This window comes from Mycobacterium sp. Root135, assembly GCF_001426545.1.
Lineage (GTDB): Bacteria > Actinomycetota > Actinomycetes > Mycobacteriales > Mycobacteriaceae > Mycobacterium.
In genome coordinates this window covers 13,813-33,033 of sequence record NZ_LMEZ01000002.1, presented here as the reverse complement: position 1 = coordinate 33,033, position 19,221 = coordinate 13,813, and the positions used below count along the sequence as shown (strand labels likewise).

Here is a 19,221-nt window from a genome sequence, read left to right as displayed (position 1 = left end):
CGACGACGTGGGGTCGGCTCACCGACGCGACCGTCGCCGGTGTCGACTCACCCATCCGGAGACCGCAATGTCCCTCGTTCGCACGAAGACCAAAACCGTTCCCGCTCAACACGACTCCGAACCACCCGACCCGGCGGCATCGCCCGGTCTGACGGCAGCCCTGGACCGCATCGGCTTCGGCCGGGTGCAAGCCGCGCTCATTCTGCTTCTGATGGCCGGATTGTTCTTCGATTCCCTCGAACAAAACTCCACCGGTGCGATGGGACCGCTTCTCAAGGAGTCCTTCGGCATCGGCAATGCGGAGTTGACGATGATCAACACAGCGACCGTGCTCGGCGGGCTGGCCGGCCGCCTCATCGGTGGCTACATCGCCGACCGCTGGGGCCGTCGCGCCGCCCTGAGCCTCAACCTTCTCGTCTACACCCTCGGCGGCTTGATCAGCGCCGCTGCGGTGAACTACGAGATGCTGCTGGCGAGTCGGTTCATCGTCGGCATCGGCCTCGGCGGCGAATTCACCGTCGGCCTGGCGATCCTTGCCGAGATCGTGGCCACCCGGCATCGGGGATCGCTGCTCGCAACGCTCAACATCTCCTCCGGCGGCGTCGGCAACATCGCGTCGTTCGGCTTCTTCTGGTTGGTCCTCGGCCCGCTCAACGGCGTGCTCGGCGGCAACGACACCGCGTGGCGCTGGACCTACGTGTTGCTGGCGATCCCCGCACTGCTGGTGGTCTTCTTCCGGCGCTATCTGCCGGAGTCGCCCCGCTTCCTGCTGTCGAAGGGCCGCGTCGACGAGGCCAACCAGAGCCTGACCCGGCTGGACGGCGGCAGCATCAAGGCCCTGCGCAAGCCCGGTGCCACCAAGCAGTACGTCACCGAGGCCGATATTCCAGTCCAGGTGAAGAGCAGCTACGCCGAGGTGTTCAAGGGCGAAAACCTCAGGCGCACAGCCGCGATCGGCGCGGCGTCGTGGATGTCGTTCGGCGCGCAGGTCACCCTGCTGTTCCTGATGCCGATCCTCTTGGTGTCACGCGGCTACTCGCTGTCGGACTCACTGGCCTTCACCATGATCATGAACATCGGATCGCTGTTCGGGGCGTGCGCGGCGTCCTACCTGGCAGGCAAGGCGCCGCGGCGGCTCACCGTGAGCATCGCCGCCGTGCTGGGGTGCATCTCGGCCGTCTGCTTCGCGTCCTTCGCCCACTCGACCGCGCTGATTCTGGTGCTGGGCATGATCTTTCAGTTCTTCACCATGATGCTGAACACCATGCTGTCGGTGTGGTCACCGGAGCTCTTCCCCACGTCCGTGCGCGCCATGGGCACCTCGGTGGTCAACGGAATCGGCAACGTCGCAGGCGCCGTCATGCCCTTCGCGGCGCTGTTCTTCTTCGACCGGGCGGGGGTCGCCGGCGTGTTCGCCATGATCGCCGTCATGTACGCGCTGTTGGTCGTCGCCGCCCGCTTCGGCCCCGAGACGTTCGGTAAGCCCCTGGAAGCCGTCACCGAAAAGCCCGTCCTCGCCCACGCCGCATGATTCGTCACCAATCGAGAAGGAAACACCAAACATGTTGACACTGAACATCTCCGCCACCGCCCACGGACTGAACTACCTGCCGCAGTACTACGCCGAGCACCTCGGCCTCTTCGCCGAGCGCGGCCTGACGGTCACGGCCACCGCGAAGGATCCGTGGACGGGCGTGCTCGACGATCTGGACAGCGGCGCCGCCGACATCGCGCTGGGCGGCCTGTGGGTTCCCGCGATGTACAGCGGGACCCCCCGCAAGCTCTCGGTGGTCGCCCAGGTCAACCATCAGTTCCCCAAGGCCCTGGTGACCCGGACGTCGCAACCGAACTTCCAGTGGTCGGATCTGACCGGCCAGACCGTCCTCGCGCCGGGCATCGGCGGCAGTGCGCCGTACGCCTTCACCGCGGGCCTGGTGCGGGAAGCCGGCGTCGACCCCGCGTCGATCAGGTGGCTGCGCGACCTGTCCACCCCGATGTTCGTCGAGCTGTTCGAGTCCGGTCTCGGAGACGCGATCGTGTTGGACCACACCACCGCAGAACTCTTGCAGCACAGGGGTACCGGCTTCATCGCGAACGACTACTCGGTGACCGGTGGCCTTGGGCCCAACAGCGTCTACTACCTCCGCGCCGAGCGGACCGAGGAGCTGTCCGAGCGGCTGACCGCATTCACCGCGGCACTCGACGAATCCATGGCACTGCTGGCCTCGGTCGGCGTCGACGAGCTTCGACCGCTGATGGCCGAGCACTGGCCGACGACGCCGCCGGAGGTGCTGACCAGCGCGTGCGACCGGATGCTGCGCTCACAGACGTGGGCGACACCCCGCATCGACCGGGTCGCCACCGAGCGTTGGATGCGAATCTTGTTCGAGGAAGGCATGGTTCGCGCCATTCCCGGCTTTGACGACGTGGTCGACTCGACGATCGTCGATGCGGTCGGCGCGGCTTCGGTCTCGGCCTGATCCCATGGTGCTCATCCTGACGCACTCCGAGATCACCGGCCTGCTGGACCGCGACGAGGTGCGCAAGGCGGTCGAGCTGGCGCACGCCGGGCTGGCGCGGGGCGATTGGCACAACCCCGCGCCACGTGCCATCGCATTGGGCGACGACGGTTCGGCGATCCCGATGACCGCGTCCGGGGGCGGATACGTGTCGGTGAAGATGCTCTGCGACCTGCCCGCCAATCGCGCGCGTGGACTGCCGGTGCAACGCTCCAGCATCATGGTCACCTCGGCGTCGACCGGCGAGTGCCTGGCCATCCTCGACGGCCGTGCCGTCACGGCCATGCGCACCGCGGCCGTCAGCGCCGTTGCGACCGACCACCTGGCACGGCGTGACACGGCCGTCCTCGGATTGATCGGGGCAGGCAATCTGGCGGTCGAACACGCCCGCGCCATCTCGGCCGTCAGGGACATCCAGAAGATCGTCGTCTGGACCAGGAGCACCGCCACGCTCGACGCGTTCGAGGCCAGGACGCAGGACATCGGCATTGCGGTCGAACGGGTTTCGTCGCCCGAAGCGGTCGTGGCCGCCGCCGACGTCGTGTGCACGCTGACTCCGGCGCGCGATCCGGTTCTGCTCGGAGCGTGGCTGCGCGCCGGCCAGCACGTCAACGCGGTGGGCGCGCCACCGAGGCCGGACCATCGCGAGGTCGACGGCGAGGCCATGACGCGCTCCCGCATCGTCGTGGACAGCCACGACACCGCGATGGCGAAGTCCGGAGGCGTGCTGCTGGCCCTCGCCGAGGGCGCCATCACCGAGGACGACGCACGGACGGAGCTCGGGCAGGTGATCGTCGGGGCCCGTCCGGGCCGGTCCCATGCCGACGACGTCACGCTGTTCGAGTCCGTCGGCCTCGGGTTGCAAGACCTTGCCACCGCCGAATTGGTCCTGGCACGCGCCGCGGAGCTCGGAGTGGGGACGACGGTCGATCTGAGCGCGTAGGCGCGTAGCGGTGGCATCCTGGGAACCGTGGACTCGGTGCTGCACTTCGCTGGAAACTTCTGGTGGCTGATCTTTCCGCTCGGCGGGGTGATCGGTGGTGCGGTCAAGGGCGTCGCCGCCGCCAACGAGCGCCGCGCCGAACGCCGGCTGGAGCGCTACCGGATCAAACAGCAGGCGAAGGTCGCGATGGCGGAGGCCTCGGGGCGCGGGCGGGTCGACGAGGCGGCCGTCCGACGCGAGGTGACAAAGGTCCTGCAGCGACACGACGGCACCGACGCGCGTTGGCTGGAGTACGAGCTGGACGTCGCCAAGCTGCTGGACTTCCCGCTCATGACCGACATGCGCGAGCCGCTCACCGCAGAGTTTCACCGGGCCCGCAGCCGCGCCGATCTCTTGCGGCCCGCGAGCGCGGAGGATCTCGTCGGTGACCGGGACGCGCAGCTCGACTACCGCGACGCCGTCCACGGCTACGTCACCGCGTTCGACGTCGCCGAGGCCGAAGCGGTCCGCAGGCGACGCAGCGACTTCTCGGTGGAGGCTCAGGAGCGGTTGGAACGTGCGCAGCGCCTGCTGCGGGTGGCCTCCGACGGCGCGGCCACCGTCGACGAACGGCGCAACGCGTACTCCAAGGCCCAGCGCGAGCTGGACGGTCTGATCGTGCTGCCCGCCGTGACGAGGGCAGGTATCGAGCGGCGGATCGCCGGAGAGATCGAGGCTTAACGGCCGCGTTCGTGAATACGGCGACGCTTCCGCGGCGAGTCCGTCGCCACGTTCACACTCGAGCTCAGGAACCGACCGCGTAGCGCTGCAGCGTGGGGCCGAGCCACTCGACCAGTTCCTCTCGGCTCAGGTCGACGACCGGCGGCAGCCGTAAGACGAAGCGACACAACGCCATCCCAAGCACCTGGGTGGCGATGAGGCCGGCCCGCCGCGGCGCGTCGTCGGGGGTGAACTTCGAGATCGCGGGCAGCAGCTGCCCGGCGAAGATGTCGGCCATGCGTTGGGCCGCATCGGCATTGGTGGTGGCCGAGCGCAGCAGCACCACCAATGCGTCGTCGGCCTCCCAGCGCGCCAGGAAGTGCGACGCCAACGCGTGGCCAAGGCGCTCGGGTGCGACGTCGGACAGATCCGGGAACCGCAGGTCGAACTCGGCGGCGGCGGCGAACAGCTGGTCCTTGGTGCCGAAGTAGCGCATCACCATCGACGGATCGATGCTGGCGTCCGCGGCGATGGCCCTGATGGTGGCGGCCTCGTATCCCGATTCGGCGAACCGCTCCCTGGCGGCGGCCAGGATGAGGGCCTTGGTCTGGTCGGCCTTCGCTCCCATGCCGAGGACTCTATGCCAACAGCTGTTGACTTTTCCGGCACCGCGGCGCACGCTAGAAAAGTCAACATGCGTTGGCATTTGTCCGCATCCGCAGGAGACCCCCATGCACGACACCGACGTCCTCATCGTGGGCGCTGGCCCGACCGGGCTGACGCTGGCCGCATCGTTGCTGCTCAAGGGCGCGCGCGTCATGCTCGTCGACCGGCAGGAGGAAGCCGCGAACACCTCACGCGCCGCCGGGGTCAACGCCCGCACGCTCGAGGTACTCGAGGGGATCGACGTCACCCGCCGGCTGGTGAAGGAGGGCATCGAAGCGCCCCGCTTCGCCATTCGCGACGGCGCCACCGTCCTGCTCACGGTCGACTTCAGCGGTCTTCGGACGGCCTACCCGTTCACGCTCATGGCGCCGCAGTCGACGACGGAACGGCTGCTCCTCGACCGCGTTCGCGAACTCGGCGGCGACGTCGTGCGGCCCAAGGTGCTCGCCACCGTCACCGAGGACGCCACTGGCGTGACGGCGACGTTCGACGACGGCGACACCGTCCGCGCCCGCTACGTCGTCGGCGCCGACGGGATGCACAGCACCGTGCGCACGCAGGCCGGAATCGGTTTCACCGGTGGCGCCTACGACCATTCCTTCGTCCTGGCGGACGTCCACCTCCGTGGCGACGCCCCGACCGACGAGGTCCGGCTGTTCTGGGCCAGCGAGGGTCTCACCGTCGTCGCACCCCTGCCCGAGGGTGCCTTTCGCATCGTGGCGCCAGTCGACGACGCACCCGAGGCACCCTCGATCGAGTTCGTTCAGCAGCTCCTCGACGGCCGAGGTCCCGGTGGAATCGCGGTCACCGACGTCGTATGGGGTTCCCGGTTCCGGATCCATCATCGGGTCGCCGACACCTACCGCCGCGGCCGGATGCTGCTGGCGGGGGACGCCGCCCACGTGCACAGCCCGGCCGGCGGTCAGGGCATGAACCTCGGCATCCAGGACGCGGTCGTCTTGGCCGACGCGTTGGCGGCGGTGTTGGCAGGCGGGCCTGACTCGCGGCTCGACGAGTACGCCGCCGCCCGCCGTCCGATTGCCAAGCAGGTAATCGCCCTGACCGATCGGCTGACCAGGCTCGCCACCATGCCGCGCGCGTTGCGCCCCGCCCGCAACGCCGCGCTGAAGGTCCTCGGGCGCCTCCCCCTGGTCAGCCACGCCCTGGCGTCCCGCCTTTCGGGTCTGGTCTACCGCTGAGCGCCAGACGTTGTTTGACGATCGGGCCCCAACGGGAACCATGGCGGCATGACCACACCGAAGACGTACCCGCACGGCGTCCCCAGTTGGATCGACACCGTCGCGCACGACCTCGACGAGGCAAAGCGCTTCTACGCCGGACTCTTCGACTGGACGTTCACCGACGCCATCCCCTCCGACGCGCCAGGCAACTACCTGATCGCCACCGTCGGCGGTGAGGACGTCGCCGCCATCGGCACCCCCGACTCCGACGACGAGGTCGTCGCGTGGCACACCTACGTTGCCGTCGACGACGCCGACTCCACCGTGAGGGACGTGGAGGCCGCGGGCGGCACCGTCACGCTGGCCCCGGTCGACGCCGGGCCCGGCGGACGCCTGGCGGTGTGCGTGGACCCGCGCGGCGCCGAGTTCCGCTTGTGGCAGGCACGTAAACGCCTTGGCGCGCAACGTGTCAACGTGCCGGGCACCTGGAACTTCAGCGATCTGCACACCACCGATCCGCACGAGTCCGCCAAGTTCTACTCGACGGTGTTCGGGTGGGAGGTCGACGACGTCGGCTACGCGACCATGGTGCGCAGGCCCGGCTACGGCGATCACCTCGCCGAGACCGTCGACCCCGACATCAGGGAGCGGCAATCCGAGGTCGCCGCGCCCGCCGGGTTCGAGGACGCGGTCGCGTGGATGCGACTGATCCCGGAGGGCCACCCCGAACTGTGGCAGGTGACGTTCGCGGTGGCAGATCGCGACACGTCGGCGGCCACGGCGGAGGACCTCGGCGCCACCATCCTGTCGTCCGACGACTCGGAGTGGACCAGGACCGCCACGGTGCGCGACCCGCAGGGCGCCGAACTCGTCCTCAGCCAGTTCACCCCCACCAAGGGCTAGCGTGCCGACCCTCGAGGCCGACTACCTGGTGATCGGCGCGGGCGCCATGGGCATGGCGTTCGTGGACACCCTGATCTCCGAGACCGACGCGACCGTGGTGCTCGTCGACCGCAACGACCAGCCCGGCGGGCACTGGGTCAACGCCTATCCCTTCGTCCGGCTGCATCAACCCTCGGCGTACTACGGCGTCAACTCGCGTCAGCTGGGCAGCGACTCGATCGACTCCGGCGGCTGGAACGAGGGCTTCTACGAGCTCGCCGGCGGCAGCGAGGTGTGCGCCTACTACGACCAGGTGATGCGCCAGCACCTGCTGCCGAGCGGCCGGGTCTCGTACTTCCCGATGAGTGAATACTTGGGCGACAACCGCTTTCGGACACTGGCCGGAGACGAATACCGGGTCGAGGTAGGGTGCCGCGTGGTCGACGCCACCTACCTCAGCGTGGTGGTGCCGTCGATGCGTCCGCCGCTCTACGACGTCGCCCCCGGGGTCGACTGCATCCCGCCCAACGACCTGCCCAAGCAGCAGGCCCGGGACGGTTACGTGATCGTCGGTGGCGGCAAGACCTCCATGGACGCGTGCACGTGGCTTATGCGGCACGGCATTTCACCCGATCGGCTGACGTGGATCAAGCCGCGTGACTCCTGGCTGCTCGACCGTGCCTCCGTGCAACCGGGCCCGGCGTTCGCCAGGCGGGTGCTTGCGGATTTCTCGGCCCAGTCGCGGGCCATCGCGCAGGCCATCTCGATCGACGATCTCTACGTCCGGTTGGAGAAGCTGGGCTGCCTGCTTCGCATCGACGAGACGGTGACGCCGTCGATGTACCGGTGCGCGATCGTCTCACGAGGTGAACTCGACCATCTGCGACGGATCTCCGACGTCGTCCGGATGGGTCGCGTCGTCGCGCTGGAACCGGGCCAAATCACCCTCGACGACGGCACCGTCGACGTCGACCCATCGGCCTTGTTCGTCGACTGCACCGGCGACGGCATCGGAACCCGCCCTGCCACAACCGTGTTCGCGGGCGAACACATCACCCTGCAGTCCGTGCGCACCTGCCAACCCACCTTCAGCGCCGCGGTCATCGCCCGCGTCGAGGCGATGGACCTCGACGACGACGCCAAGAACGACTACTGCAGGCCGGTGGAGCATCCCACGAAACCACTCGACTGGATCACGATGACGCTCGACTTCAACCACAACCAGCTCAGGTGGTTCGACGACCCCGAGCTGATGCGCTGGCTCAACCGCGCCCGGCTGAACGTGGTCAGTCACATGCAATCCGACGACGACGCCGCGCGGGACGGAGCTGCTCAGATCGCGCCACGCCTGCGAGCCGCCAACACCAAGCTCGAGGCCCTGCTGCGCGCCTGAACTCAGACCAGGGAGTCGACCCAGGCCCGATGCAAGGCCGCGTACCTGCCGTCGCCGAGCATCAGCTCTCCCGGCGGCCCGTCCTCGACGATGCGGCCGTGTTCGAGGACCAGCACGCGGTCGGCGACCTCGACGGTGGACAGGCGGTGGGCGATGACGACCGCGGTCCGGTCGGCCAGCACGGTGGCCAGCGCCCGCTGAACCAGCCGCTCGCTGGGGATGTCGAGTGACGACGTCGCCTCGTCGAGGATGAGCACCGCGGGGTCGGCGAGAAACGCTCTGGCGAAGGCGATCAGCTGCCGCTGGCCCGCGGACAGCCTGCCGCCCCGCTTCGCCACGTCGGTCTCGTAGCCGTCGGGGAGCGCGTCGACGAACCGGCTGACGCCCACGGCCTCGGCCGCCTCGCGCACCTCGGCGTCGGTCGCGTCGGGCCGACCGAACCGGATGTTGTCGGCGATGGTGCCCTCGAACATGAAGTTCTCCTGCGTCACCATCACCACGTGCGTGCGCAGGTCGGCCTGCGCCAGGTCGCGTAGGTCGACGCCGTCGAGCGTGACCGCGCCAGAGGTGGGGTCGTAGAACCTGGCGATCAGCTTGGCGATGGTGGTCTTGCCGGCACCGGTCGTGCCGACCAGGGCGACGGTCTGGCCAGCCGGGATCTCCAGCCGTAGGTCCGGCAGCACCGGGCGGTCGGGAACGTAGGAGAAGGCGACGTCACGAAACTCGATGTCGCCCTTCACCGTCGAGAGCTCGACCGGCTGCTCCGGGTCCTGGATGCCCGGCTTCTCGGCCAGCACGCCCGCGATCTTCTCCAGGGCCGCGGCCGCGGACTGGAACGTGTTGAAGAACTGCGAGATCTCCTGCATCGGCTCGAAGAAGATCCGCAGATACAGCAGGAACGCGGTCAGCGTGCCGAGCGTCATCTCACCGTTGAGCACCCGGTAACCGCCGTAGAGCAGCACTCCACCGGTGGTGACGTTGCCGACCAGTCGGACGGCCGGCATGAAGATCGCGAGCAGTTTGAACGCCCGCTCGTTGACGTTCTTGTAGTCGTCGGCGACGTCGGTGAAGATCTCTTGGTTGCGCGGCTCGCGGCGGTAGGCCTGCACCGCCTTGATGCCCGTCATCGTCTCGACGAATTGCACGATGACCAACGCGGCGCGCTCACGCACCAGCTTGTAGGTCTTCGCCGACTGGGTGCGGAACCACCACACCAGCAGCACCAGAACCGGGAAGGCGCACAGGCACATCAGCCCGAGCTTCACGTCGAGCACGATCAGCAGCACCGACGTGCCGAGCAGCGTCAGGACGGCGGTGATCAGACCGTCGAACCCGGTCTGCAGCATGTCCTGGATGGCCTCCACGTCGTTGGTCGAGCGCGCGACCACCCGACCGGAGGTATAGCGGTCGTGGAACGCGACGTCGAGCCGCTGGAAGTGCCGAAAGATCCTGCGGCGCAACTCGAGTAGCACTTCCTGGCCGATCCGCCCCGAGCGGCGTAGGAAGAACATCCGGCTGGTGGCCTGCACCAGCACGACGCCGCACAGCGCGGCGACGATCAGGATCAGTTCACGCGCAGAACCACCGCCGACGAGCGGCGGGATGCCGTGGTCGATGCCGCGTTGCACCAGCAGTGGCACCGACAGTCGCGCGGCGTTCTCCGCCACGATGACGATCGTCAGCAGGGCAACCGCCGTGGCGTAGGGCCGCAGCAAGCCGCCAAGCAGGCTGCGCGCTTCCCTGCGGCGCGAGATCGACTCGTCGATGGGCAGGTCGGCGTCGTCGTTCGTGACGGCGCGGCCCCGCCAGTCGGTGGTACTCATCTCTTCTCCACCTCCGACCCCACATAGCCGTGCTCCCCGTCCCGATCGGCTTCCTGCTCGAGATAGAGGTTTTCGAGCCGGCTGCGCTCCTCGTCACGTTCCCAGTCGCAATCGCGTTCCAGGTTCTCGTCGAGCTCGTCGTCGGCCGCCAGCAGGTACCGGTACTCCGGCGCCGTCGCCAACAGCTCTGCGTGGGTGCCGACCCGGGTGATGGTCGCCCCGGAGCCGTCGACTCGCTCGAGCAGGGCGACGCGATCGGCGAGCAGCACCGTCGACGCCCGGTTGGCGACGACCAGGCCGGTGACCTCGGACTCCCGCCCAACTGCTCCTCGCGTCCGCAAGACGCGACGCAACGCCTCCGTGACGACGGCCTCGGTGTGCACGTCGAGCGCCGACAGGGTGTCGTCCAAGACCAGGATGGACGGGGCGGCCAACAGTGCCCGGGCCAACGAGAGTCGTTGTCGCTGACCGCCGGACAGGCTCATGCCCTGCTCACCGATCCGGGTGTCAAGACCGAACGGCAGGTCGTAGGCGAACTGGGCGGCGGCCACCTCGACGGCCTGGGCCAGCTGCTCCTCGGTCGCCAGCGGTCTGCCGAGGCGCAGGTTCTCCGCCACCGACATCGAGAACAGGGTGGGGTCTTCGAAGGCGGTGGCGACGGCCTTCCGAAGGGCGGGTAGCGACAGCTCGCGAATGTCGTTGCCGTCGACCAGGATTGCGCCCTCGGTCACGTCGTAGAGCCGTGACAGCAGCGACACGAGCACCGACTTGCCCGATCCCGTCGGACCGACCAGGGCCAGGGTCTCCCCCGGTTCGACGGTGACGTTGACGTGGCGAAGCGCCCATTCGTCGGAGTCGGGGAACTTGAAGCCGACGTCGACCAGCTCCAGGCGACCGCCGCGGGGCACCTCGCGGTGCGGCCCGTCGGTGATCTCGCGTGGCGCGTCGAAGATCTCGACGACGCGGTTGGCAGCCGTCATGGCCTCCTGCGTCATCGACAGCAGGAAGCCCAGCGACGCGATGGGCCACACCAGCGACAGCATCATCGTGATGAACGCGACCAGGGTGCCCATCGTCACCAGGCCGCTGCCCGCGGCGTAGGCGCCAAGTCCGAGCACGATGATCAGGCTGGCGCTGGGGATCGCCTCCAGCAGCGTCCAGAACTTCGCCGAGACCCCCACCTTGCGCACCTCGGTGTCGAACAGGGCGGTGGCGCGTTGGTCGAACCGGTCGTAGGCGTACTGCTCGCGGCCGAACGCCTTGACCACCCGCACCCCGAGCGCCTGCTCCTCCACGTGGGTGGCGACGTTTCCGGACTGATCCTGCGCGGCCCGCGACAGCTTGGTGAACTGACGTTGGAAGTGGAGCACGGTGGCCGTGATCGGCACGATCGAGATCACCACGACCACACCCAGCGGCCAATACATGGCGAGCAGGATCCCCGTCACCACGACGATCTGAATCATGTTGAGCAACAAGAACAGCAGCCCGAACGACAGGAACTGGCGGATGGTGCTGAGGTCGTTCATCACCCGCGACAGCAACTGGCCCGACTGCCACTTGCCGTGGAACGACATCGGCAGGATCTGCAGCCGCGCATAGAGGTCCTTGCGGATGTCGGCCTCGACGCCCATGGTGGCGCGCGAGACCAGCCAGCGACGGATGAACCACAGCACGGCCTCCGAGATCAGCACGGCCATGGCGATGGAGCCCAACGTCCAGAGGTGCTGCTGATCCTGGTGCCGCACCGGACCGTCGATGACGGCCTTCGTCATCAGCGGAATCGCGACCGTGGCGACCAGGCTGAGAAGGGCCGCGATCAGCATCGAGGTCCACCGCAGCCAGTACGGCTTCAGATACGGCAGCAACCGCAGGATGTCCGACGACGACCGGATGCGAAGAGGCGGTGGCGCGACGGCGGGCTCGGACCGAAGTCCCTCGTCGTCCACAGGCGTCACGCCTTCAAGGTTCCCATGCTCGGCAACCGATTTCATGCGGCGGACGTCTCGTCACCGAACTGCGTCTCGTACAACTCCGTATAGCGGCCACGGCGGGCCAGCAGCTTGCGGTGGGTGCCGCGTTCGACGATGCGACCGTCCTCGACGACGAGGATCAGGTCGGCGGCCCGGATCGTGGACAGCCGGTGGGCGATCACCAGCGACGTCCGGCCTGCGAGCGCCTCGGCCAGCGCCTGCTGCACGGCGGCTTCGGACTCGGAGTCCAGTGACGCGGTCGCCTCGTCGAGCACCACCACCCGCGACTTCCCGAGCAGCAGGCGCGCGATGGTCAACCGCTGGCGCTGTCCGCCGGAGAGGCGGTAGCCGCGTTCGCCGACGACGGTGTCAAGACCGTCCGGCATGTCCGCGACCACGTCGCCCAGACGGGCCCGGCGCAACGCCTCCCAGAGCTGTTCGTCGGTGGAGCCTGGCGCGGCCAGGGACAGGTTCGCGCGGATGGACTCGTGGAAGAGGTGCCCGTCCTGCGTGACGACGCCGACGGTGTCCTTCAGCGACGCGAAGGTCACGTCGCGGACGTCGGCGCCTGCCAGCGTGATCGCACCGGAGTCGACGTCGTACAGCCGCGCCAACAACGACGCGATCGTCGACTTGCCCGCGCCGGAGGACCCGACCAGCGCGACCATCTGACCGGGTTCGGCGGTGAACGAAATACCATGCAACACTTCGTCTCCGCCGCGGTCGTCGAGCACGGCGACCTCCTCGAGCGAGGCCAATGACACCTTGTCGGCCGACGGGTAGGCGAACCGCACGTCGTCGAATTCCACGCCGACCGGCCCGTCGGGCACGGGTACGGCGTCGGCCTTCTCCCGAATCAGCGGCGTCAGGTCCAGTACTTCGAAGACGCGCTCGAAGCTGACCAGCGCGCTGGCGATTTCGACGTGCGCGTTGGCCAGTGCCGTCAGCGGCGCGTAGAGCCGCGTCAACAGCAGGGCCAGCGAGACGATGGCACCAGCCTGCAGCGCGCCGCCGATCGCCAGCACACCACCGAGCCCGTAGACCAGCGCCAGCGCGAGCGCCGACATCAGCGTCAGCGAGTTCATGAACGTGGCCTGCAGCATCGACGTCCGCACGCCGATGTCGCGAACCCGGTCGGCCCGCGACGCGAACTCTTCCGACTCGCGCGCCGGGTCGCCGAACAACTTGACCAGCGTGGCACCGGGCGCCGAGAAGCGTTCCGTCATTTGGGTATTCATCGTCGCGTTGTAGATCGCGCTCTCCCGGCTCAGCGTCGCCATCGTGCGACCGATCCGGCGGGCGGGCAGCAGGAACAACGGCGTCAGCAGCAGCGACAGCAGCGTGATCTGCCACGAAATGCTGAGCATCACGGCCAGCGTCAGCGCCAACGTCACCAGGTTGCCGACCACCCCGGAGAGCGTGTCGGAGAACGCGCGCTGCGCGCCGATCACGTCGTTGCCGAGCCGGCTGACCAGGGCCCCCGTTCGGGTCCTGGTGAAGAACGCCACCGGCATCCGCTGCACGTGGTCGAACACCGCGGTCCGCAAATCGAGGATCAGGCCCTCCCCGATGTGCGACGACAGCCAGCGCGTGAGCATCCCGACGCCCGCCTCGGCCACTGCGACGGCCGCGATCACCGACGCCAGCACCACCACCGTGCTCGGCAACCCGCCATGCACTATCGCGTCGACCACCCGCCCGGCCAGCACCGGCGTGGACACCGCAAGCAGCGCGCCGACGACGCTGACCGCCACGAACGCGCCGAGGCGGCGGTGGTGGCGGGCGGAGAAACGCCAGATCCGCAACAACAGCGCACGGTTGGCCAGCACACGGAGATCACCTCCGCGCGCGTTGCGCTGCCGGTATAGGGCCCGGCTGGCCGCGTACTCCATGCTCATGTCATCACCGTAAAACCTCAACAAAAGATGAGGTCAATTCGGTACCAACGGGGACACCCATGCGAAGAGCTATACCCGTTTCGGCTAACTCAGACGATGCCGAAGTAACCGATCACACCTGCGGCCGCGACCACGATCAGCGGGTTGACCTTGGACCGCACGAAGATCAGCGTGCACACGGCGGTCAGCAGGTACGCCCGCCAGTCGTGGTCGGCCGCGCGGCTCATCACCAACGACGACGCCAGGATGAGGCCCACGGTGAGCGGCGCAAACCCCTTCTCGACGGCGATCCGCCACTTCGACTCTTGCGCCCGCTGCCAAAACAGCGTGATCGCGTAGACCAGCGACGCCGCCGGAATCACCATCGCGGCAGTGGCGACGAAACCGCCGACGATCCCGCCGAGCACGCCCCCGACCGGCAAGCCTGCGGCGTAGCCGATCATGCCGACGATCAGGATGCTCGGACCTGGCGCGGTCTGCGAGATGGAGAACAGGTCGGCGAACTGTGTGTCGCTGAGCCAATGATGCTGGTGGACCGACCGCAGATGCATGTCGGGCAATACCGCGTTGCCGCCGCCGATCGACATCAGAGACAGCGACCCGAACAGGACGATCAACTGCAGATAGGTGCTCATGTCGCAGCCGTCCTCGAAGCCCCCCGAGGCCACGCCCAGAGCAGCGCCAGCGGAGCGACGATCGCCAGCACCCCCAGCAACGGCCACCGCAGGACGCCGTTGAGCACGAACGCCAACGCGAACAGCCCCACCGGGATCAGGCCAGTCAGGCACGTCTTGCCGGTCTTGACCACCATCGCCAGCGTGAGCGCGACGGCAGCCGCGGACGCGCCGTGGAGGATGCCCTTGACCGCGGGCACCTCCTTGAAGGTGAAGTACAGGAATGCCAGCACCAACACGATGACCAGCGGCATCAGGCACAGCCCGACGACCGCGGCGACGGCTCCCGGCACGGCCCGCAGCTTCGTGCCGGTGAACACGGCCATGTTGACCTGGTTGGCTCCCGGCAGGATGCGGCACATCGTCATGGCGGACAGGAACTCCGCCTCGCCCATCCACTTCTTCTCGACGACGATGACCTCACGCGACCACGCCGACAGTCCGCCGCCGAAGGAAGCCAGCGCGATGTGGTTGAACGTCAACCCCAATTCGAACAATCCGACCTTCGCCGGCACCGGCTCCGGCGACGTCACTCGTGGACGAGTTCCGGATCGTGCGGGAAGTCGTCCTCGTGGTGGGTCGACGGATCGAGGGGGTCCGGTGGCGAGTACGGATGCGACAGCGCCCAGTCCTCCTCGAAGACCGCTCTCAAACGCGCGACGACCGCCGGGTCGTCGACCGTGATGCCGAGCTCGCGGCGGAGGTCGAACGCACTGCGGTCGATGTTCATCGACCCCACCAGCGCCCGCTCGTCGTCGACGATCATCAACTTGGCGTGCACCCTGAGGTTCTTCTGCTTGTGCACCTTCGCGCCAAACCGACGCAGCGTGCGGAGCGAGGCGAAGGTGTCCAGCACGTCCCCCTCGCTGATGCCATGCCTGCCGCCGCACAGGACGTGCACCTTGACTCCGCGGTCGATTGCGGCTGCGAGGTGGTCGGTGATGACCGCGTCGACGAACTTGGGATGCTGGACGTCGATGCGGTGGGTCGCGGTGTCGATGAAGCGCGCCATGTGAAGTCGCGAATTCGAGTTGCTCCACAGCAGACCCCGGTACACCGTCGGCACCCAGTCGTCGTGGTTCCAGTCGGCGTTGAACACCTCGACGATCTGCGTCACCTGGACGGGATCGTCGATGATCACGCCGTAGTCCCTGGTGCGCGTGAAGTACTTGAGACACATGTTGAACGTCGCGACCAGCGCCGACTTCTCGTCGACGACCATCGACTTCTCGTGGGTGACGTAGAACTTCGGATTGGCCCACTGCACGGAGATCCCGGCGGCGCAGAAGCGCTCGAAGGTCTCGTCGTTCGCGCGGTCGCCACCGGACCTGGCCGCGTTCAGCATCACCCGGACGTCGACCCCGGCCTGCTTCCGCGCGACGACGGCGTCGATGAGGCTCTCGTCGGTGAAGGTGAACTGCTTTATCAGAAGCGACGTCTGCGCCGACCCGATGAATTCCAGCACCGGACCCAGACCGTCGTCGGGTTGAACGATCAGGCGAGGGCCGAGTGGCTGCACGAGTGTTGAAGCTAGCACCGACCAGTCCGGTTCCGCCTGCGCAACGCGCCTACCGCATCCACGGTGGCACATCAGGCAAGATGAGGCGCATGGAGATGGGAGCTAGCGGTGCCGCGCCACCCCGAGTCCTGGTGGTGGACGACGACCCCGACGTGCTGGCGTCCCTGGAGCGTGGACTACGCCTGTCCGGGTTCGAGGTGAGCACCGCAGTCGACGGTGCCGAGGCGCTTCGCAGCGCGACCGAGACCCGGCCCGACGCGATCGTCCTCGACATCAACATGCCGGTCCTCGACGGCGTCAGCGTGGTGACGGCCCTTCGCGCCATGGACAACGACGTGCCGGTGTGCGTGCTGTCTGCGCGCAGCTCGGTCGACGACAGGGTGGCAGGCCTCGAGGCAGGGGCCGACGACTACCTGGTCAAACCGTTCGTCCTCGCCGAACTCGTCGCCAGGGTCAAGGCCCTGTTGCGACGCCGGGGAGCGACGGCGACGTTCTCGTCGGAGACGATTGCCGTCGGCCCGCTGGAGGTCGACATCCCCGGCCGCCGGGCCCGGGTCAACGGCGTCGACGTCGACCTGACCAAGCGGGAGTTCGACCTGCTGGCGGTCCTCGCCGAGCACAAGACCGCGGTGTTGTCCCGCGCGCAGCTGCTGGAACTTGTGTGGGGCTACGACTTCGCCGCCGACACCAACGTCGTCGACGTGTTCATCGGGTACCTGCGCCGCAAGCTGGAGGCGGGTGGCGCGTCACGACTGCTCCACACGGTGCGGGGCGTGGGATTCGTCCTGAGGCAGCAGTAGTGATGAGCGCTTGCGCGAAGAACAGAACTAACTGAGCCGTGAATCTTCTCTCGCGGGTCTTCCGACGCACGCCGTCGCTGCGGACCCGCGTGGCGTTCGCCACGGCCATCGCCGCGGCCATCGTGGTCGGCATCGTCGGCGTGATTGTCTGGGTCGGCATCACCAACGACCGCAAGGAACGTCTCGACCGGCGACTCGACGAGGCGGCCGGTTTCGCGATCCCGTTCCTGCCGCGCGGCCTCGACCAGATTCCCAAGTCGCCCAACGACGAAGACGCGATCATCACGGTCCGGCGTCCCGACGGCCAGGTGACGTCGAACTCCGACGTGACGCTGCCCGAGCTGCCAGCCGGCTACGCCGACACCACCATCGACGGCGTTCGTTACCGCGTGCGCACCGTGGAGATCAGCGGTCCGCAGGGCGAGATGACCGCCGCCGTCGGCGCCACCTACGACGCGACGATCGGCGACACCAACAACCTTCACCGCCGGGTGATCATGATCTGCTCGGGCGCGATCGGTGCGGCGGCCTTGGCGGGCTGGCTGCTCGCCGCGTTCGCGGTGCGCCCCCTCAAACGCCTCGCCCAGCAGACGCGGGCGATCGACGTGGGCGGCGCGGCCCCCGACATCGACGTCCGCGGCGCGACCGAGGCGGTCGAGATCGCCGACGCCGTGAACGGGATGGTGCAGCGCATATGGCAGGAGCAGGACCGCACCAAGGCGGCGCTGGTGTCCTCCCGCGACTTCGCCGCCGTGACGTCGCACGAGCTGCGCACCCCACTGACGGCGATGCGGACCAACCTGGAGGTGCTCGCCACCCTCGACCTCGCCGAGGATCAGCGCAAGGAAGTCCTCAACGACGTCATCCGGACCCAGACGCGCATCGAGTCGACGCTGTGGGCCATCGAAAGGCTTGCCCAGGGCGAACTCTCGACGTCGGACGACCACTCGCCCGTCGACATCACCGAGCTACTCGACCGCGCCGCGCACGACGCGATGCGGGTCTATCCCGAGCTCGACGTGTCGTTGGTGCCCGCACCCACGGTGATAATCGTGGGGCTGCCCGCCGGGCTGCGGCTCGCCGTGGACAACGCGATCGCCAACGCCGTCAAACACGGTGGCGCCACTCGCGTTCAGCTGTCGGCGGTCACGTCGCGCGCGGGCGTGGAAATCGCGGTCGACGACGACGGGGTCGGCATCCCCGAGGAGGAGCGCAAGATCGTCTTCGAGCGGTTCTCCCGCGGGTCGACGGCATCGCACTCCGGCTCCGGCCTCGGGCTGGCGCTCGTCGCGCAGCAAGCCGAATTGCACGGTGGCACAGCCTCTTTGGAGGAAAGCCCGCTCGGCGGCGTCCGGCTGCTGCTACGACTGCCTGGACCGTCCTAGCCGACCCGAATGTCGTTGGCCACCTTCACGTTCGGCCAGGTCTCGGTCACCGCGGTCCCGGCCGCCGTCTTGGCCGCCTCGGCCTTGGCGGTCCCCGTCAACGTGGCGGTGTCGCCGACGAGCTTCACTGCGAAGCCCTCCACGTCCATCGCCACCCCGAACAACGCGCCAAGACCGGAGAACTCCGGGGCGGTGACGCCGGGTTTGACCGTCAGCTGGTCGACGATCTTGGCGCCGGGCATGGCCTGACGCAGCGTGTCGGGAAGCCCCGTCTTGAGCGACTCGTCGGGCACTTCACCGGTCACGGTGAACCCGTCGGCCGTCCGCACGATCGACATGGCCCCGAACGGACCGCTCTTCGCGACGGTCGACGGGCTGGTCGACGCCGGGGTGACGGTGGTTTGTCCGGTGTCAGCGGTGTCGCCGGAGTTGCCGGCCGACCCGCACCCCGCCACCAAGAGCAACAGGGTGAGGGCGACCAGCAGCGCGGAACGCACTCAGCGAGCGTCGAGCAGGTCGATCACGAAGATCAACGTCTTACCCGAGAGCCGATGCCCGGATCCGGCCGGGCCGTAAGCCTTTGCCGGCGGAATGACGAGCTTGCGTCGGCCGCCGACGCGCATTCCGGGAATGCCGTCCTGCCAGCCTTCGATGAGCCCGCGCAGAGGGAACTCGATGGACTCGTTGCGGTTCCACGAGCTGTCGAATTCGTCACCGGTGTCGTACTCCACGCCGACGTAGTGCACCTCGACGGTGCCACCCGGCACGGCCTCGGCGCCGTCGCCTACGACGATGTCTTCGATGACGAGTTCGGCAGGTGCCGGGCCGTCGGGAAATTCGATCTCGGGTTTAGTTGCCACGTTCAC

Annotated in this window: 18 protein-coding genes; 9 read left to right on the top strand and 9 right to left on the bottom strand. The window is 68.1% G+C overall.

Translation table 11 applies throughout. The annotated features are described in order from the left end of the window. Positions 1-67 precede the first annotated feature (67 nt). The 4 genes from ASD37_RS07530 to ASD37_RS07515 are packed head-to-tail and all read left to right on the top strand — an operon-like array spanning position 68 to position 4,182. Entirely contained in the window at positions 68-1,531 is a 1,464-nt protein-coding gene (locus ASD37_RS07530) for an MFS transporter (protein WP_200959789.1), read from the top strand. A 31-nt stretch (positions 1,532-1,562) separates the two neighbouring features. Further along, a complete protein-coding gene (locus ASD37_RS07525) occupies positions 1,563-2,480 on the top strand; it encodes an ABC transporter substrate-binding protein (RefSeq protein ID WP_056550122.1) in 918 nt (305 codons plus the stop codon). Positions 2,481-2,484: 4 nt separating this feature from the next. Further along, positions 2,485-3,462, top strand: a complete 978-nt coding sequence (locus ASD37_RS07520) for an ornithine cyclodeaminase family protein (protein ID WP_056550119.1) — start codon at positions 2,485-2,487, stop codon at positions 3,460-3,462. A gap of 27 nt (positions 3,463-3,489) precedes the next feature. After that, on the top strand, positions 3,490-4,182 hold the full coding sequence (locus ASD37_RS07515) for a hypothetical protein (RefSeq protein WP_056550116.1): 693 nt from the start codon (positions 3,490-3,492) through the stop codon (positions 4,180-4,182). A gap of 64 nt (positions 4,183-4,246) precedes the next feature. On the opposite strand, the gene ASD37_RS07510 is transcribed toward ASD37_RS07515, so the two are convergent. Then, on the bottom strand, positions 4,247-4,789 hold the full coding sequence (locus ASD37_RS07510; protein ID WP_056550112.1) for a TetR family transcriptional regulator: 543 nt from the start codon (positions 4,787-4,789) through the stop codon (positions 4,247-4,249). 103 nt (positions 4,790-4,892) lie between these two features. Here ASD37_RS07510 and ASD37_RS07505 point away from each other — a divergent pair, with 103 nt between their 5' ends. Genes ASD37_RS07505 through ASD37_RS07495 form a run of 3 tightly spaced genes read left to right on the top strand, consistent with a single transcriptional unit; the run spans position 4,893 to position 8,283 of the window. Beyond that, a complete protein-coding gene (locus ASD37_RS07505) occupies positions 4,893-6,026 on the top strand; it encodes an FAD-dependent oxidoreductase (RefSeq protein WP_056550109.1) in 1,134 nt (377 codons plus the stop codon). A 48-nt stretch (positions 6,027-6,074) separates the two neighbouring features. Further along, positions 6,075-6,911, top strand: coding sequence for a VOC family protein (locus tag ASD37_RS07500; RefSeq protein WP_056550106.1), 837 nt, complete (start codon positions 6,075-6,077; stop codon positions 6,909-6,911). A 46-nt stretch (positions 6,912-6,957) separates the two neighbouring features. Continuing rightward, positions 6,958-8,283 (top strand): hypothetical protein, encoded by a 1,326-nt coding sequence (locus tag ASD37_RS07495; protein WP_056550299.1) that lies wholly within the window; start codon positions 6,958-6,960, stop codon positions 8,281-8,283. A 2-nt stretch (positions 8,284-8,285) separates the two neighbouring features. On the opposite strand, the gene ASD37_RS07490 is transcribed toward ASD37_RS07495, so the two are convergent. The 6 genes from ASD37_RS07490 to ASD37_RS07465 all read right to left on the bottom strand — a co-directional run bounded on the left by ASD37_RS07490 (position 8,286) and on the right by ASD37_RS07465 (position 16,170). Next, complete coding sequence (locus ASD37_RS07490; RefSeq protein WP_056550103.1) at positions 8,286-10,106, bottom strand: ABC transporter ATP-binding protein; 1,821 nt, start codon at positions 10,104-10,106, stop codon at positions 8,286-8,288. Beyond that, a complete protein-coding gene (locus ASD37_RS07485) occupies positions 10,103-12,064 on the bottom strand; it encodes an ABC transporter ATP-binding protein (protein ID WP_235568011.1) in 1,962 nt (653 codons plus the stop codon). The genes ASD37_RS07490 and ASD37_RS07485 overlap by 4 nt, the downstream gene beginning before the upstream one ends. Positions 12,065-12,096: 32 nt before the next feature. Continuing rightward, positions 12,097-13,977 carry an ABC transporter ATP-binding protein gene (locus ASD37_RS07480; RefSeq protein WP_056550098.1) on the bottom strand — a complete coding sequence of 627 codons (1,881 nt, stop codon included), beginning with the start codon at positions 13,975-13,977 and terminating at the stop codon, positions 12,097-12,099. Positions 13,978-14,066: 89 nt separating this feature from the next. Beyond that, positions 14,067-14,612, bottom strand: coding sequence for a chromate transporter (locus ASD37_RS07475; RefSeq protein WP_056550297.1), 546 nt, complete (start codon positions 14,610-14,612; stop codon positions 14,067-14,069). Beyond that, a complete protein-coding gene (locus tag ASD37_RS07470; protein ID WP_056550096.1) occupies positions 14,609-15,184 on the bottom strand; it encodes a chromate transporter in 576 nt (191 codons plus the stop codon). The genes ASD37_RS07475 and ASD37_RS07470 overlap by 4 nt, the downstream gene beginning before the upstream one ends. Further along, a complete protein-coding gene (locus ASD37_RS07465; RefSeq protein ID WP_056550094.1) occupies positions 15,181-16,170 on the bottom strand; it encodes a phosphatidylserine/phosphatidylglycerophosphate/cardiolipin synthase family protein in 990 nt (329 codons plus the stop codon). The genes ASD37_RS07470 and ASD37_RS07465 overlap by 4 nt, the downstream gene beginning before the upstream one ends. Positions 16,171-16,259: 89 nt before the next feature. On the opposite strand from ASD37_RS07465, the gene prrA reads away from it, so the two are divergent. Together prrA and ASD37_RS07455 are read left to right on the top strand one after the other, a co-directional pair. Next, positions 16,260-16,970 (top strand): two-component system response regulator PrrA, encoded by a 711-nt coding sequence (gene prrA, locus ASD37_RS07460; RefSeq protein ID WP_142271524.1) that lies wholly within the window; start codon positions 16,260-16,262, stop codon positions 16,968-16,970. Between the two features lie 38 nt (positions 16,971-17,008). Then, positions 17,009-18,355, top strand: coding sequence for a HAMP domain-containing sensor histidine kinase (locus tag ASD37_RS07455; RefSeq protein ID WP_056550091.1), 1,347 nt, complete (start codon positions 17,009-17,011; stop codon positions 18,353-18,355). Here the strand turns inward: ASD37_RS07455 and ASD37_RS07450 are convergent. Both ASD37_RS07450 and ASD37_RS07445 read right to left on the bottom strand, forming a co-directional pair. Further along, on the bottom strand, positions 18,352-18,852 hold the full coding sequence (locus ASD37_RS07450) for a hypothetical protein (RefSeq protein WP_056550088.1): 501 nt from the start codon (positions 18,850-18,852) through the stop codon (positions 18,352-18,354). The two genes, ASD37_RS07455 and ASD37_RS07450, sit on opposite strands and share 4 nt — an antisense overlap. Then, complete coding sequence (locus tag ASD37_RS07445; protein ID WP_056550290.1) at positions 18,853-19,215, bottom strand: FKBP-type peptidyl-prolyl cis-trans isomerase; 363 nt, start codon at positions 19,213-19,215, stop codon at positions 18,853-18,855. Positions 19,216-19,221 lie beyond the last annotated feature (6 nt).

What these genes read in the sequence shown, in the direction of transcription:
- ASD37_RS07500 (WP_056550106.1), top strand. Translation starts at nt 6,075, where the DNA reads ATGACCACACCGAAGACGTACCCGCACGGCGTCCCCAGTTGGATCGAC.
- ASD37_RS07505 (WP_056550109.1), top strand. Translation starts at nt 4,893, where the DNA reads ATGCACGACACCGACGTCCTCATCGTGGGCGCTGGCCCGACCGGGCTG.
- ASD37_RS07480 (WP_056550098.1), bottom strand. Translation starts at nt 13,977, where the DNA reads ATGAGCATGGAGTACGCGGCCAGCCGGGCCCTATACCGGCAGCGCAAC.
- ASD37_RS07525 (WP_056550122.1), top strand. Translation starts at nt 1,563, where the DNA reads ATGTTGACACTGAACATCTCCGCCACCGCCCACGGACTGAACTACCTG.
- ASD37_RS07490 (WP_056550103.1), bottom strand. Translation starts at nt 10,106, where the DNA reads ATGAGTACCACCGACTGGCGGGGCCGCGCCGTCACGAACGACGACGCC.
- ASD37_RS07495 (WP_056550299.1), top strand. Translation starts at nt 6,958, where the DNA reads ATGGGCATGGCGTTCGTGGACACCCTGATCTCCGAGACCGACGCGACC.
- ASD37_RS07520 (WP_056550119.1), top strand. Translation starts at nt 2,485, where the DNA reads ATGGTGCTCATCCTGACGCACTCCGAGATCACCGGCCTGCTGGACCGC.
- ASD37_RS07510 (WP_056550112.1), bottom strand. Translation starts at nt 4,789, where the DNA reads ATGGGAGCGAAGGCCGACCAGACCAAGGCCCTCATCCTGGCCGCCGCC.
- prrA (WP_142271524.1), top strand. Translation starts at nt 16,260, where the DNA reads ATGGAGATGGGAGCTAGCGGTGCCGCGCCACCCCGAGTCCTGGTGGTG.
- ASD37_RS07475 (WP_056550297.1), bottom strand. Translation starts at nt 14,612, where the DNA reads ATGAGCACCTATCTGCAGTTGATCGTCCTGTTCGGGTCGCTGTCTCTG.
- ASD37_RS07530 (WP_200959789.1), top strand. Translation starts at nt 68, where the DNA reads ATGTCCCTCGTTCGCACGAAGACCAAAACCGTTCCCGCTCAACACGAC.